Source organism: Nocardioides sp. BP30 (assembly GCF_029873215.1).
GTDB lineage: Bacteria > Actinomycetota > Actinomycetes > Propionibacteriales > Nocardioidaceae > Nocardioides.
In genome coordinates this window covers 2,090,827-2,105,829 of sequence record NZ_CP123620.1, presented here as the reverse complement: position 1 = coordinate 2,105,829, position 15,003 = coordinate 2,090,827, and the positions used below count along the sequence as shown (strand labels likewise).

Annotated in this window: 15 protein-coding genes; all 15 read right to left on the bottom strand. The window is 71.8% G+C overall.

Going from position 1 to position 15,003, the window contains the following annotated elements; translation table 11 throughout:
• Positions 1–24: 24 nt before the first annotated feature.
• A complete protein-coding gene (locus P5P86_RS09945; protein WP_280611174.1) occupies positions 25–1,230 on the bottom strand; it encodes a CaiB/BaiF CoA transferase family protein in 1,206 nt (401 codons plus the stop codon).
• 88 nt (positions 1,231–1,318) lie between these two features.
• Complete coding sequence (locus tag P5P86_RS09940) at positions 1,319–1,786, bottom strand: Zn-ribbon domain-containing OB-fold protein (protein ID WP_280611173.1); 468 nt, start codon at positions 1,784–1,786, stop codon at positions 1,319–1,321.
• Positions 1,783–2,985: a thiolase C-terminal domain-containing protein gene (locus P5P86_RS09935; protein WP_280611172.1), complete on the bottom strand. Its 1,203-nt coding sequence runs from the start codon at positions 2,983–2,985 to the stop codon at positions 1,783–1,785. Before P5P86_RS09935 ends, P5P86_RS09940 begins: the two co-directional genes overlap by 4 nt.
• Before the next feature lies 1 nt (position 2,986).
• On the bottom strand, positions 2,987–4,174 hold the full coding sequence (locus P5P86_RS09930) for an acyl-CoA dehydrogenase family protein (RefSeq protein WP_280611171.1): 1,188 nt from the start codon (positions 4,172–4,174) through the stop codon (positions 2,987–2,989).
• Between the two features lie 137 nt (positions 4,175–4,311).
• Complete coding sequence (locus P5P86_RS09925; protein WP_280611170.1) at positions 4,312–5,091, bottom strand: enoyl-CoA hydratase/isomerase family protein; 780 nt, start codon at positions 5,089–5,091, stop codon at positions 4,312–4,314.
• Positions 5,084–6,229, bottom strand: coding sequence for a hydroxymethylglutaryl-CoA lyase-like TIM-barrel protein (locus tag P5P86_RS09920; protein ID WP_280611169.1), 1,146 nt, complete (start codon positions 6,227–6,229; stop codon positions 5,084–5,086). Before P5P86_RS09920 ends, P5P86_RS09925 begins: the two co-directional genes overlap by 8 nt.
• Positions 6,226–7,362 carry an NDMA-dependent alcohol dehydrogenase gene (locus P5P86_RS09915; RefSeq protein WP_280611168.1) on the bottom strand — a complete coding sequence of 379 codons (1,137 nt, stop codon included), beginning with the start codon at positions 7,360–7,362 and terminating at the stop codon, positions 6,226–6,228. Before P5P86_RS09915 ends, P5P86_RS09920 begins: the two co-directional genes overlap by 4 nt.
• A 43-nt stretch (positions 7,363–7,405) precedes the next feature.
• Entirely contained in the window at positions 7,406–8,863 is a 1,458-nt protein-coding gene (locus P5P86_RS09910; protein WP_280611166.1) for an aldehyde dehydrogenase, read from the bottom strand.
• A 70-nt stretch (positions 8,864–8,933) separates the two neighbouring features.
• Positions 8,934–10,469 (bottom strand): mycofactocin biosynthesis glycosyltransferase MftF, encoded by a 1,536-nt coding sequence (mftF, locus tag P5P86_RS09905; RefSeq protein ID WP_280611165.1) that lies wholly within the window; start codon positions 10,467–10,469, stop codon positions 8,934–8,936.
• Positions 10,466–11,302, bottom strand: coding sequence for a mycofactocin-coupled SDR family oxidoreductase (locus P5P86_RS09900; RefSeq protein WP_280611164.1), 837 nt, complete (start codon positions 11,300–11,302; stop codon positions 10,466–10,468). Before P5P86_RS09900 ends, mftF begins: the two co-directional genes overlap by 4 nt.
• Positions 11,302–12,000, bottom strand: coding sequence for a mycofactocin biosynthesis peptidyl-dipeptidase MftE (gene mftE / locus P5P86_RS09895; protein ID WP_280611163.1), 699 nt, complete (start codon positions 11,998–12,000; stop codon positions 11,302–11,304). The genes P5P86_RS09900 and mftE overlap by 1 nt, the downstream gene beginning before the upstream one ends.
• Entirely contained in the window at positions 11,997–13,262 is a 1,266-nt protein-coding gene (mftD, locus tag P5P86_RS09890; RefSeq protein WP_280611162.1) for a pre-mycofactocin synthase MftD, read from the bottom strand. Before mftD ends, mftE begins: the two co-directional genes overlap by 4 nt.
• A 35-nt stretch (positions 13,263–13,297) precedes the next feature.
• On the bottom strand, positions 13,298–14,581 hold the full coding sequence (mftC, locus tag P5P86_RS09885) for a mycofactocin radical SAM maturase (protein ID WP_280611161.1): 1,284 nt from the start codon (positions 14,579–14,581) through the stop codon (positions 13,298–13,300).
• Positions 14,578–14,859, bottom strand: coding sequence for a mycofactocin biosynthesis chaperone MftB (gene mftB / locus P5P86_RS09880; protein ID WP_280611160.1), 282 nt, complete (start codon positions 14,857–14,859; stop codon positions 14,578–14,580). Before mftB ends, mftC begins: the two co-directional genes overlap by 4 nt.
• The gene (mftA, locus tag P5P86_RS09875) at positions 14,859–14,963 is read right to left on the bottom strand and encodes a mycofactocin precursor MftA (protein WP_280611159.1); all 105 of its coding nucleotides are present in this window, start codon (positions 14,961–14,963) and stop codon (positions 14,859–14,861) included. Before mftA ends, mftB begins: the two co-directional genes overlap by 1 nt.
• Between the last annotated feature and the right edge of the window lie 40 nt (positions 14,964–15,003).

Here is a 15,003-nt window from a genome sequence, read left to right as displayed (position 1 = left end):
CCTCGCTGGTCGCTCGTCGGGTGCTCAGGTGACAGCACCGTGCGCCTTGAGGTCTTCGATCTCCTCCCAGGCGACCCCGAACTCGAGCAGGACCACCTCGGTGTCCTCACCCAGCTCGTGGGCACGCGGAAGCGACTGCGGCACCTCCCCCACCGTGAAGGGCGCCCGGACGAGCTCCTCGCCGCTCCCGTCGTCGACAGCGAGCAGGAACGCGTTGGCCCGGACCTGCGGGTCCTGCGCCGCCTCGTGCACCGTCTGTACCGGGGCCCAGGGGCCGTCGAAGTCGGCGAAGACCTCCCGCCATCGGCTCAGCGGAGCGGCACCGATCCGGCCGGCGATCTCGGCGTGCAGCTCATCGGGATGACCGGCCCGTGCGGCGAAGTCGAGGAAGCGCGGGTCGACCGTCAGCTCCTCGGCTCCGATCGCCTTGCAGAAGTCGGACCAGTACCGCTCCGACTGCATCAGGTTGATCATCAGATGGCGGCCGTCCGAGCAGCGGTAGGACGTCGTCAACGGCGTCGCCGGCACGGTCGGCCGGGCCGCCTCCTTTGGCGCCTCGCCGGTCAGCATGTCGCTCGCTCCCACCCAGGCTGCGGCCGCCATCAGCGACGAGCTGACCTCGCCGCCGCGGCCGGTGCGCACCTTGCCGACCAGTGCGCCGAGGATCCCGGCCGCCAGACCGAGCGAGGCGATCCGGTCGCCGAAGGACGGCGGCTGCTTCGCGATCCTGGCGCTCTCGGGGTCGGTGACGAGCGCACCGATGCCACCGCGCGCCCAGAAGGCGGTGATGTCGTAGCCCGGTGCCGCCGAGTCGGGACCGAGCGGTCCGAAGGCGTCGCCGCGGGCGTAGACGATGCCCGGGTTGAGCGCCTCCACCTCCGCCTGGGTCAGGTTGAGTCGCTCCAGCGCTCCGGCGCGGAAGCTGGTCATGAAGACGTCGGCCGAGGCGATCAGACGGTGCGCCAGCGCCTTGCCCTCAGGGATCGAGAGATCGATCCCGATGCTGCGCTTGCCCCGGTTGACCTGGGCCGAGCGGATCGACATCGACCGGCCCGAGTTGCCGTACCCCGAGGTGGCGAGGGCGCGATAGGGATCGCCCTGGGTGGGGTGCTCGATCCGGACGACGTCCGCACCGAGCTCGGCGAGGATCGCGCTCGCGCTCGGCACGAAGACCCATTGAGCCAACTCGATGACGCGGATGCCGCTCAGCGGAAGGGAATCGATGCCCATGGTGAAGGCCTCTCCTACTGCAGGACTGCTGACTGCGATGAATGGTTGTCGGCGCCGCGTTATCGGCGGCGTTAGTGACGCGCGCGGCTCAGACCGCGCGCCAGTGCAGGAGCGTGTAGGGCCGGTCGACGTCGTCGTGGTCCTCGAAGACCGGCAGGACGCGCATGCCCGTCACGACCTCCTGCTGGGGATCACCGAGGAGGTTGCCGACCAGACGTACGCCGTCGGCGGCGTCGAGCTCGACGACGACGATGACGTACGGGACAGAGGCCTCCAGGCCCTCCCGCGCGGCGTGCCACACCCGGGTCCAGGTGTAGACCGCGCCCTCCAGCGAGGTCGGCTCCTCCCACACCATGTCGAAGCTGCGGCAGCGGTGGCAGAGCACCTCCGGCGGCCACTGCCACCCCTGGCACGACGCACAGCGCTGCAGCACCACCCGGTGCGCCCGCAGACCGTCGTGGAACGGCGTGTCGAGGCCGCTGTCCAGCGGCTGGGGAGCACCCAGCACCGGCGGCAGGTAGTACGGCGGCCGCGCCGCCGAGGTCGTCTCGCTCACAGGGTGCTCTCCGTTCCATAGATCACACCGCTGCACAAGGTCGTCATCGGACCGCCGGTCACGACGGAGATCTGTGCGTCGGCGACCTGGTTGGTCGAGGTGCCGCGCAGCTGGCGCACCGCCTCGAGGTGATGACCCATCCCGAGGATGTAGGCCTCGGCGAAGTTCCCACCGCTGGTGTTGAGCGGGAACCTCCCGGTCGGCGCGACGAGGTTGTCGAAGGTGAGCACCTCGTCGGCCTCGGCATAGGAACAGACGCCGAGCTCGACCATCGCCATCACGACGCCCGCGGTGAAGTTGTCGTAGACCTGGAAGGTGTCGATGTCGCCGACCTTGACGTCCGCGTCGCGGTAGAGCCGTGGCGCGAGCGCCCGGATCCCGCCGGTGGCATAGGTCGGAGCGTTCTCGCCGCCGGCGCCCGAGCGGTACTCCCCGCTCTGGCCGGCGGCCAGGATGTAGGCCGGCTTCGCCCTCAGGTCGCGGGCCCGCTCCGCCGTCGTCACGATGATCGCCGCGGCCGCGTCGCTCTCCTGGCAGCAGTCGTAGAGGTGGTAGGGCTCGCTGACCCACCGCGAGCTGTCGTAGATCTCGTCGGTCAGCTCGCGTCCGCGCATGACGGCGCTGGGGTTGTGCTGCGCATGGTGGTACGCGGCCCGCGCCACGGCACGCATCGTCGACTGCGAGACACCGTGCTCGGCGAGCATGCGCTGAGCCCGGAGCGCGTAGCGGTGCGGGGCGGCGAAGGCGCCGTACGGCCCCATCGCCGCGCCGCCGAGGTCGTAGCCGGAGACGTGGGCAGCGTTGCCGGACCCGCCGTACCCGACGCCGCGGCCGAACCGGCCGACCTCGCCCTGGCGGCATCCGCGGTAGGCGACGACGTAGTCGGCCAGCCCGGTGGCGACGGCGCTCGCGGCGATCGCCACGTGGCCGGCCGAGCCACCCCCGCCACCGCCGAACTGCATCGCGCCGAGCCGGAGCTCGCGGATGCCCAGCGCGGTGGCGAGGCGAAGCGGCTCGCTGCGATCGTTGGAGTAGGCGGTGAACCCGTCGATCTCCTCGACCGGGAGACCGGCGTCCTCGGCGGCGGCGAGGATCGCACGGCAGACCATCGCGAACTCGGACTCGGTCGAGCCTCCGTAACGGAAGAAGTCGCTCGCGCCGATGCCGACGACGGCGACCTCTCCCCGCAGGGACCCCACCTCAGGCCGTCGCGTAGGCGCCCAGGAGCGCCGAGGCGGCCGTGACCATCGTGGTCGAGTCGACGTACACGTGCTGCGTGGCGGCGTGCATGTCGCGCAGGCAGCGTCCCATCGCACTCGGCTCCCGCAGGCCCTTGCTGCCGGACCAGGTGTAGGCGAAGTTGACGGTGTCCATGCCCACCCGCGTCACCCAGGTGGAGGCCTGGCGGATGCGCTGGTACTGGAGCTCGGTGTAGGGATCGCCCTTGCTGACGGTCGCGAGAGCGTCGCCGAAGGCCTCCATCACGTAGGCGCGCGCCGACCTCAGGTTGGCTTCCACACCGGCGAAGTCGTGCAGGAAGAGCTGCTGCTCCAGCACCGGGATGGCGCCGGGGCGCACCCGTCCCTGGGCGAGGATGGCGTGCAGCTCCTCCAGGGCGCGACGCGCGAGGCCGAGCGCGACTCCGGCGTGACCGGCGGAGCCGAGGATCTGGAGACCGAGGTACTGGCTGGCCTGACCGCGCAGAGGGGTGCCCCCGTCGCGGCGGGTGGTGAACTCCGAGGCGACGAACTGCTCCGGGATCTCGTAGTCGTAGCTCCCGGTGCCGGCCAGCCCGAGCACGTCCCAGCCACCCTTGAAGACGACCTCGGAGCGCGGGACGAGGAAGATCAGGTCGTAGGGGCCGTTCTCGTCGACGGCCTTGGCTCCGCCGCCGATCCAGTCGGCGTGACCGCTGCCGCTGCCGAAGCTGTAGCTGCCTCGTGCCCGGTAGCCGCCGGCCACGGGCTCGATCTTCCCCATCGGGGCGAACATGCCGGCGATGATGGAGCGTCCGTTGCTGCGGTAGAGCGTGTCGACGGCGGCGTCGCTGGCGTGACCGCCCATGAAGCCCGTGACCGACATGTTGGCCATGACGCTCCAACCGGTGGAGCCGTCGGCGGCCGCGAGCTCCTCGGTGACCTGGAGGCCCTGTACGACGTCGGCGCCGAGACCACCCACCTCGGTCGGAGCGAGCGTCCAGAAGAGCTCGGCGCGCTTCACCAGGTCGACGATGTCGGGCGAGAGCGTCCCGTTGGACTCGGTGCGCTCCGCTGAGTCGCGGATGATCGGGGCGAGTGTGCGAGCGCGCTCCACCGGGTCGGCGATCTGGCCGAAGTCGATCGCGGTCGGGTCGTCCACGGCGCTCGGGGCGTCAACAGTACTGGTCATTTTTCCCTTGCCTCTCTGTGAGATGACTCATCGTGCTGAGAGGGCCATTACCGGCGGCATTACCGCGCGACCGGAAACGAGAGAGCGCCCCCGGCGGGGGCGCTCTCTCGGCTGGCGATGGTCGGTCTCCGCTGTTCTCAGCGGTTCCGCCACCGAGGTGCACGCTTCTCGCGGAAGGCACGATTGCCCTCGATGCGGTCCTGCGAGGTGTAGGGGTTCGGACCGACGTCCAGGCGCAGGTTGACCGCCACCGGGAGCTCCCAGCCCTTCAGCGCCATGTGCTTGTAGCGCTGCAGCGTGATCGGCGCCTTGCTGGTCAGCTCCGCCAGCCACGCGGCGACGCGGGTGTCGAGCTCCTCGGCCGGCCAGACGTGGTTGACCAGCCCCAGCCGGGCGAGCTCCTCCCCCGACATCCTGCGCGCGAAGTACAGCATCTCCAGGGCGATCGCTCGCGGGATGAGTCGCGGGAGGAGCACGGAGCCGAAGTTGGCGCCCATGCCGATGGTGGCCTCGGGCAGGCCGAAGCGGGCCCGATCCGAGCAGACCCGCAGGTCGCACGCGAGGGCCAGCTCGAAACCGCCGCCGAGCGCGTAGCCGTCGACGACGGCGATGGTCGGCTTCGGGATCTCGAGGACGACCTCGTACAGGTTGCGCTCCGCCTCCGACATCGGCGAGGTCATCGCTCGACCGCTGTCGTCGCGCGAGCCCATCTCCTTGAGGTCGCCGCCGACGGAGAACGCCCGTCCGCCCGCGCCGGACAGGACGACCACCCAGATCTCCGGGTCGACCGACGCGGCGTGTGCCGCCTCGATCAACGCGCGCTTCAGCTCGCGGTTGAGCGCGTTCATGGCCTCGGGACGGTTCAAGGTCAGGTGGGCGACATGGTCGCGGACCTCGACCTGCAGCACCTCAGCCACGGGTCGCTGCCTGCGCTCGGCGCACCCTGTCGAGCTGCGGGCTGGTGATGGGCTCGCGCCACGGCGTCCGCTGGCCGGCGTACACCTCGGGGCCGAGGCGGAAGTGGCTCGCCTCCTCGAGCGTCTCGACGAACGGCATGTCGGGCGGGTACAGCGCGGCACCCCGGGGCCGACGGCCGGCCAGTGCGGTCTTGCCGTAGAGCCGGTGGCCGAAGACGCGCTCGGCCAGGACGGCGGCCTCGATCACGGCGTCGCGGTCGACGCCGGTATCGATGCCCATCTCCTCCACCATGTCGACGAGGTCCTCGGTCGGCATCATGCCGGTGGCACGACCGTTGCCGCAGTAGGGGCAGCCGCCGACCCCGCCGATGGCGGCGTCGAGGACGAGCGTGTGCTGGGCTCGCAGCGCTCTGACGGCCGCGTACGCCGAGACCAGGGCCGCACCGCGCTGGTTGTGCAGGTGCAGGTGGAAGCGGTGGATGCCCGGCCAGCGCGCCTGGATCTCGGTGAGGAGCGTCTCCACCGCGAGGGGCGTGTTCCAGCCCATCGGGTCACCGAGCCAGACCGTTCGCACAGCGATCCCGGCCTCCTCCCAGCGCCCGATCATCGCCTCGAGGTGGGCGAGGACGTCGGCGGGGGCGATGTCGCCGACGAAGTTCGACCCGAAGGCCGCGTTGACCCGCACGGTGGCCTCCGTCGTACCGGCCTGGACGGCTCGGGTGACGACAGCGGGCCAGCTGCCGATCTCGTCGGCCTGGGAACGGTTGGTGTTGCGCCGGACGAAGACGTCGCAGGCGTGCACCTCGAGCCGCGGAGCGACCTCGACCGTGAGCGGCGGTACGAACCGAGCGCGCCGCTCGACCCCCTTGGCGTTGAGCGCGAGCGCCGTGTAGCGCACGCCCGGGACGACCTTCATCCGCTCGATCACCTCCTCGACCGAGGCCATCTGCGGCACCCAGTTGGCGCGGACGAACGACCCGACGACGATGGTGCCGAGGCCGGTGTCCGAGAGCGAGTCGAGCAGCTCGACCCGATCGGCGACCGGGATCGAGGCGTCCTCGATCTGCATCCCCTCGCGCATCCCCTCCTCGACGATCTCGACCCGGGGCAGCGCCGCCGCGTGGGTGGCCCGGGTCACGAAGCGGCGCCCATCCTGACGACGGCCCGGACGACGCGTCCCTGGGAGGTGTCGGCCAGGGCGGTGTTGATGTCGTCGAGCGGATAGGTGGTGATCATCGCGTCCAGATCCAGCAGGCCGTCACGGTAGAGGCCGAGGAGCTGGACCGGTGCCGAACGGGGGTTCATCCCGCCGAAGAGGCTGCCGCGGATCTCCTTGTGGAGCAGGGAGAACATGCCGATGTCGATCGGGACCGGCGTCTGTCCCAGCTCGCCCATCCCGACCGACACGCACACGCAGCCCTTGCCGGTGATGGAGAGTCCCTCGGCCAGGATCTCGCCGGTGACGACCGAGGGCGTCAGGACGACGACGTCCGCGCCCTGGCCGTTGGTGAGGTGGGCGATGTCCGGGCGGGCATCCTCGATCGAGGCGGCCACCCGGGTGGCACCGAGCTTCGCCGCGGAGTCACGTCGCGACTCGAACGGGTCGATCGCCACGATGTGGGCGGCACCGGCCAGCCGGGCACCCTGGACCGCGCTGATCCCGAGGCCGCCCAGGCCCACCACCGCCACGACATCGCCCGGCCGCACACCACCGCGGACCACGGCGGATCCCCAGCCGGTGGGGACGCCGCACGACACCAGGCAGGCCGCGTCGAGCGGGATGTCCGCGTCGATCCGGATCACCGAGTTCACCGAGACGGTGGTGCGCTCGGCGAAGGTTCCCAGCTTCGCCATCACGAAGAGGTCGCGGCCCCGCACGCGGTGCTTGATCGCCCCGTCGACGAGCTGCCCGGGTGCCATGAAGTCCCGGTTCGCGTCGCAGATCATCGCGCGACCGGACGTGCAGTACCGGCACTTGCCGCAGGTCGGGGCGAAGCTGGCCACGACATGGTCGCCCACCGCGAGCTCGGTGACCCCGGGTCCGACCTGGGAGACGATCCCCGCGCCCTCGTGACCGCCCAGCAGCGGGAACACCGTCTCCTCGATCTCGGCCGGGACCCTGTCACCGCTGCGGAAGTGCTCGTCGGAGTGGCACAGACCCGAAGCGGCCCACTCGACGAGCACCTCACCGGGCCCCGGCGGATCGACCTCGATCTCCTCGACCGTCCACGGCTCGCCGGGACCCCAGACGACTGCTGCCTTCGCCTTCATGCTGCTCTCCTTGCTCTCGCCTTGCACCGTCGCCGGGGTCTCCTCAGCCGAACGGGCCGAGGACCTTGGTGGCGAGGTAGCTCTCGACCGCCTCGGGGCCACCCTCGACCCCGATGCCCGACTGTTTCCAGCCGCCGAACGGCAGGTAGTAGTCGGTGAGGTGGGTGTTGCGGTTGACCGTGCCGGCGCGGACCCGGCGAGCGAGCCGGGCGAACCGGTCGTCGTCGGTGGTGAAAATGGCCGCGCCGAGTCCGTACTCGGTGTCGTTGGCGATCGCTATCGCCTCGTCCTCGGTGTCGTAGTCGATGATGCTCAACACCGGGCCGAAGACCTCGTCACGGGCGATGGTCATCCCCGGCTTGACGTCGGTGACCAGCGTCGGCGCGACGTACCAGCCGCGGTCCATGCCGCCGTCGCCGCCGCCGTACGCGATCGTCGCGCCCTCCGCGCGGGCGCCCTCCAGCAGACCCACCACCCGGTCCCGCTGGCGCTGCGCCACGAGGGGGCCCATGGTCGACGCCTCGTCGAACGGGTCGCCCAGGGTGACCTCGCCGAGGCCGGCCGCGATCGCCTCCACGATCTCGTCGCGGCGCGAGCGGGGCACGATCAGGCGGGAGTTCGAGACGCAGATCTGACCGTTGTTCTGGGTGAAGCCGAACAGGATGCCGGGCAGGGACGTCGCCAGGTCCGCGTCGTCGAGAACGATGGCGGGCGACTTGCCGCCGAGCTCCAGCGTGACGCGCTTCAGGTCGTGGGCGCAGTCGGCCATGATCGCCTTGCCGGCGGCGGTGGAGCCGGTGAAGGCGATCTTGTCGACGTCGGGGTGGAGCACCAGGTGTCGTCCGACCTCGCGGTCACCCGGCACGATGTTGAGCACGCCCGGCGGGAAGTCGGCCGCCTCGAGCGCCTCGGCGAGCAGGTACGCCGACAGCGGCGACTCGGGCGACGGCTTGAGCACGATCGTGCAGCCGGCGAGCAGGGCCGGAGCGATCTTGAACATCGCGAGGAAGATCGGACCGTTCCACGGCACGATGGCGCCGACGACGCCGATCGGCTCCTTGGTCACGGTCCAGGTCGCGTAGGCGCCGACCCGGCCCTCCTCGGGCTGGCCGACGGTGCCCGCGAGGCCGGCGTAGTACTCGAGCATGTCGATCGGCGCGGGGGCCTGACCAGCGCGGGTGTAGGAGATCACCGAGCCCATCTCCGAGGTGATGGCGGTCGCCGTCTCCTCCACCCGCGCACGCATCGCGGCTGCCAGATCGCGCATCTTCGCGGCGCGCTCCTGCTGCGTCATGAGGGGCCACGGCCCCCGGTCGAAGGCCTGCCGGGCGGCGGCCACCGCCGCGTCGATGTCGGCGGCCACGGCGGCGGGAACCGATCCCACCGGCTCCTCGGTCGCCGGTGAGACCACCACCAGACGCTCCGTCCCCGCAGGTTCGATCCATCGGCCACCGACGAAGAAGTGGTCTCGACGGTAGGCGGTGGTGCTCACGACAGACATGGGGCTCCCTGGTTTGACGGCGTCAGGCCGAGCGGAAGTCCAGCCTCGTGCGTGCCCGTTATCGGCGCCGTTACTGTCCTCGAGGACGCGTCGGTGACGCCGTGGCCGAGCGGACGAGCGTCGCTCGCAGTGCCCGGGTCGACCCACTGCGCGCCGCGCCGAGCCAGACGCCGGTGCCGTAGGCGAGGTCGTCGAGGCGTCTGCCGACGAGCGTGCCGAGCAGGCCCGCCGGTGGTAGGTCGGGCCGGTCGAGGGGCCGGTCGAGGGTGTGCGCGACGACAGCGTCGACGACGCAAGCGCTGAGAAGCATCCGCCGTGCCGACCCCGAGACGGCCCCGGCGAGGACGGCGGCCGGCCACCAGTGCCGTAGCAGGAGCGCCGACTCCTGCCGCACCGACCACCCCAGGCCGCGCAGCGCCAGACGGGTCGCCACCGCTGACTGGTCGTCGAACGGGGGCAGGGCCCGCCGCACCGATCGACGCGCCCACCATGTCGCCGCAACGCTCAGGGCCAGCGACCAGGGCCGGCGCAGCAGCACGCCCGCGCCGGCCGCGGCCATGAGCGGGGTGAGCCGGGCCACCGCGACCGCATCGCCGTGGCGGGCGGCGAGAGGGGCGCTGCCGGTGCCGTAGAGGACCTTGCGCCCGAGGATCGACCGCAGCGAGTCGCGGACGTCGTGGCGCACCTCGAAGGTGGGGTCGTACCGCACCCGCCAGCCGGCCTCGAGGAGCCGCCAGACGAGGTCGACGTCCTCCCCCACGCGCATGCTCGCGTCGAAGCCGCCGCCGGCGCCGCCCTGTGGTCCACCGAGATCGCGGAGGACGGCTGTCCGGGCGACGAGACAGGCGCTGGGCAGCCAGCCGACAGCGGCGCCGACGGCGACCGAACAGGCCCGTCGGCCCAGCGCCAGGGAGGACGCGGCGGCGTCGTACCGCTCGAACCAGCGCGGCCTGAGCGAGGCGATCGAGCCGCGCACCAACGGCCCGACGACGGCGAGCGCGGGGTCTGCGAAGTGAGCTGCCAACCCGCGCAGCGCAGCGGCGTCGGCGGTGACGTCGGAGTCGACGAACGCCACGAGAGGGGTGGTGACCTGACGAAGGCCGGCGTTGCGGGCGCCGGCGGGGCCGAGGTTCGTGGGCAGCGCGACGATCTGGGCCCGGTGGCGGCGGACCACGGCGTGCACGGCGTCCGGCTCGCGGGAGGCGTCGTCGACCACGACGACCCGCAGGCCGGCCAGTGCGGTCAGGCAGCGGTCGAGCTGCTCGGCGCGGTCTCGCACCGGTACGACGACTGTCACCTCGGCGGGATCGACGCCGTCGCCGAGCTCGGGGTCGGCGACGTTGGCATCGAGCAGCCGACGCGCCAGGACGCCGGACGCGGAGTCGGTCACGCCGAGGACGGGGCCCTCTAACATCGCTGCGGCGCGGGCACTGAGCTTGATGGATCGGGCGGGCGAGCCCCCGATCAGGATGCTCTCCCCCGGGGTCGCGCCCGGGTAGCGGGCGACGTCGTCACGCAGCCTGACCCGGAAGCCGCCCGGCAGCGGGCGCGAGCCTGGACCGCCGGTCGGGCGCACCGGCTCCGGCTGCGTGCGGGACGCCCTCATCCGCCGAACCCACCGTCGGCTGCGACGACCGATCCGTTGAGGACGGCACCTTCGCGCGAGCAGGCGAAGGCGATGGTGGCGGCGAGCTCTTCGGGTGCGAGCGGCCGCCGGACCAGCTGGTGCCGGGCGAGCTCGCCGGTGGTGACGCCGTAGAGGTCGGCGGTGGCCGCGAGCATGGCGGTGTCGGTGGAGCCGGGCGAGACGGAGCACGCGGTGACGCCGGTCCCGACCAGGTCGGCGGCCAGACCCTTGACCAGGCCGACGACGGCATGCTTCGCGGCGTTGTAGGCGGCCAGGTGGTAGAGCCCGCGGGAGCCGGCGGCCGAAGCGACGGCCACGAAGCGGCAGCGGGACGGGTCGGGGCCGGCGAGCATGCGCGGCACGCTGACGGCCGCGAGGTTCCAGACCCCGCGGGCGTCGACGTCCCACAGCAGCTGCAGCTGCTCGTCGGGTGTCTCCCAGAGGGCCTGGCCGCCGGCGATGATCCCGGCGGCGGCGACGGCGGCGTCCAGGCGCCCCCACCGGGCGATCGCCACGTCCACGGCGCCGGCCAGCGCCGGTCGGTCGCGCACGTCCGCCACCACCGGCACCACGTCGGGCAGGCCGTCGCACACGGCCGCGAGGTCGGCGGTGGTCGGCATCGGGTACGGCGCTGTGCCGGGGCCGGTGTCCGACCCCGCGCAGGCATCGACGGCGACGACCGCCCAGCCGTCCGCGGCGAGACGTCGCACCGTCGTGGCTCCGATACCACGTGCGGCGCCGGTGACCAGCGCGACGCCGGCAGGCGACCGGTCGGCGCCCGTCGGCGCGGGGTCCCTCGGCTCGCCGTCCATCAGACCGTGACGCCGTCGTCGTGGAGCACGGCGACGGCGAGCTCCTCCACCATGTCGGCGAGCAGCGCCGCACCCTCGTCCGCGTGCGCCCCGGCCGGATCGCCGAGCACGCCGTTCTCCGAGACCGCCGCGACCCCGCCCGCGATCATCGCGGGGAGGATCTCGGTCAGCGGGCGGGTGTCGCCCGCGACCGCACGGTCGCGCCGGACCGAGGACGGACGCAGGTGCAGCATGAGCGAGGTCTCGGTGCGCCCGGCGTGCAGGTCGACGCCCTCGGTGCGACACGGCAGCCAGGCCACATCGTGGCCCTCGGTCCGCAGCTTCTTCACCGCGCGCGTCAGGGCCTGAGCGTTGCCGCCGTGTGCGTTGACGAGGACCACCCGCTCCGTCCAGGTGCGGGCCGACCGGACGAGCTCGACGACCACGTCGTGCAGGACGTGGGTGCCGATGGAGACGGTGCCGGCGAAGGACTGGTGCTCACCGCTGGAGCCGTAGCCCAGCGGTGGCCCGACCCACACCTGGACGCCCGCGTCGCCCAGGCGCGCGGCGAGCCCGTCGGCGACGGCCTGCGCGATGCAGGTGTCGGTGTCGAGCGGCAGGTGCGGGCCGTGCTGCTCCAGGGACCCGACCGGCACCAGCAGGACGCCCCGGCCCCGGGCGTCCTCCCAGGTCGTCTGTGCCAGTCGGGACGTCGTCACCGGCCGACCTTGGCCGTCGTGCTCGCTGCGGCCGGGTCGGCGTCCGCACCGAGGGCACGATGGAAGCCTTCGGGGATCAGCAGGTGCTCGGGGGTCAGGTCGTGCACCGAGCCGAGCGCCAGGCCGCGCAGGCCCGAGTCGAGCCCGCTGCGCATGATGTCGAGGACGTTCTCCACCCCGGCCTGGCCGTTGGCGGCGAGGCCCCACAGGTAGGCGCGACCGATCATGACGGCCTTGGCGCCCAGGGCGAGGGCCTTGAGCACGTCCGAGCCCCGGCGGACGCCACCGTCCATCACGACGTCGATCTGGTCACCGACGCGGTCGGCGATCGGCTTGAGCATCTGGATCACGCCCGGCGTGCCGTCGAGGTTGTTCCCGCCATGGTTGGACACCGAGATGCCGGCCACGCCGGCGTCCACCGCACGCAGCGCGTCGTCGACGCGGGAGACGCCCTTGAGGATGAACGGCGTCCCGGAGATCTGGCGCCACTGCTTGGCCATCCAGGCGACGTCGTCCCAGGTGGGCGGCGGAGTGGTCATCCACTCGTAGTAGGCACCGAAGAACGTCGGCGCGGCGCCGCCGTTCGGCGGGGCCAGGTTGGGGGCGGTCAGGTCAGGGATCTCGCCGGTCCTGCCGAACTCCCACAGCCAGCGGACCTTGGTGGCGACCTGCGGCGCCATCCGCACCATGGTCTTGAAGTCGACCTTCTCCGGGATCTCCGGGCTGCCCCAGTCCCGGCCCATCGAGAACGACCAGTCCAGGGTGGCGATCAGGCCGTTGACACCGGCGGTGTGGGCGCGGGTCATCCGGTGGACCATGGTGTCGCGATCACCCGTCCAGTACATCTGGAAGAAGGTGTTGGCACCGGTCGCGGCGACCTCCTCCACGGACTTGGAGGCGAAGTTCGACAGGCCCATGATCGTGCCGCGGGCAGCGGCGGCACGGGCGACGGCCACCTCGCCGTCGGGGTGGACGGCCTGGACACCGGTCGGGCTGATGATCACCGGCAGCGAGATGTCCTGTCCGAACACCCGGGTCGTCAGGTCACGCTCCGGCGTCGCCCCGACGACGTGCGGGGAGAGCCCGATCGCAGCGAAGGCCGCCTCGTTGGCGTCGATGGTCTGACCGCGCTCGGAGCCGGCGACCAGCGCACCGTAGACCGGCTTGGGCAGGCGCTTCTTGGCACGCTGCTGGGCGATGGCGACGGACTCGAACCACGGATTCTGCTTCCAGGGATTCTCGAGCCAGGCGGGGCGTGGCATAGCGATGTCTCTTCTCTAGGGGTCGAAGGGGAGGGTCAGTTCGGGACGAAGCCCGCAAGCGGCGACTCCGCGCACGCGCTGGCGGGCGGAGCCTGCACCTGCGCACCGAGGTCGGTGCGGCGGCTCAGCTGCAGCAACACCGGCTGGTTGCGCGTCGGCACGGCACGGGAGTGGTCCTGGCTGGCGGCCGGGATGGCCCGATGGCCCGCTTGCGTCAGCTCACTCAGCGCGGCCTCGCCGTACCCCTGCACGCACTCGGGGTCAGGGCCGTCGAGCGGGAGTCCGGTGAAGAACTTCGCCGCCATGCAGCCGCCGCGGCAGGTGTCGAAGAACTGGCACGAGGAGCACGCCCCACCGGTCTGCGGCGAGCGCAGCTCGGCGAAGAGCGGCGAGTCGCGCCACACGTTGCCGAAGCCGCCCTCGGTGAGCAGGTTGCCGGCCAGGAAGTTGTCGTGGATGGCGAACGGACAGGCGTACACGTCGCCGATCGGGTCGATGAGGCAGACCACCCGTCCCGCTCCGCACAGGTTGAGCCCGGGCAGCGCTCCGCTGCCGTCGGCCGCGCCGAAGGCCGAGAGGTGGAAGAAGGAGTCGCCGGTCAGGACGTTCTCGCCGTGGGCGACCAGCCAGTCGTACAGCTCCCGCTGCTGGTGCGGCAGCGGGTGCAGCTCGTCCCACACGTCCGCACCGCGGCCCGAGGGACGCAACCGGGTCAGCCTGAGGGTCGCACCGTAGTGATCGGCGAGGGCCTTGAACGCGTCGAGCTGGCCGATGTTCTCGCGGGTGCAGACGACCGAGATCTTGGCGTCCTTGAACCCGGCCTCCTTGAGGTGCTCCAGCGCTCGCAGGGCGGTGTCGTAGGAGCCCGGCCCGCGGACGCGGTCGTTGACCTCGGCCGTCGCACCGTCGAGGGAGATCTGGACGTCGACGTAGCCCTTCATCGCCGGCGAGGCCAGCAGCCGGGCACGCTCGGGATCGATCCGCACACCGTTGGTGGAGAACTTCACCCCGACGTGGTGGGCGATCGCGTACTCCAGCAGCTCCCAGAAGTCGGGCCGGATGGTCGGCTCGCCGCCGCCGATGTTGACGTAGAAGACCTGCATCCGCTCCAGCTCGTCGATGACGGCCTTGGCCTGCTCGGTCGTGAGCTCGCGGGGATCGCGCCGGCCGCTGGAGGACAGGCAGTGCGCGCATTCCAGGTTGCAGGCGTAGGTCAGCTCCCATGTCAGGCAGATGGGAGCGTCGAGGCCGAGCTCGAACTGCTGGATCAGGGTGCCGCCCACGGGTCGTACCTGGGGCCGGTCGGGTGCGAGAGTCATGCCGCCTCCTGGCCGCGTGGTCGGATCATGTCGGTCGCGGCCAGGCCGCGCAGTGCGTCGGCGTACGCCGCGTGCTGGTGCTCGGGGACGCCGGCAGCGACGAGCGCTGAGCGGACGTCGGGATGCTCGACGAGCCCGCGGACCACCGTCACCAGCTCGGGCCGCTTGAGGAAGGTCAACTTGCGGTTGCCGAAGTGGTAGGCCAGCGCGCCGAAGGGCTCCGGCCGTAGAGCCACAGCGGGCGAGAGCGCCCAGGGCTCGTCGAGCATCGCGGCCATCAGTAGACGCCGCACATGCCGTCGATCGAAACCTCCTCGATCAGCGCCTCTGCCGTCAGGCCGTCGGCCGGGCTGGACTCGGCGGTGACGTTCTCGTGATCCATGGCAACACCTCTCCTGTAGAGGAGCCGGCCGGTCGACCGA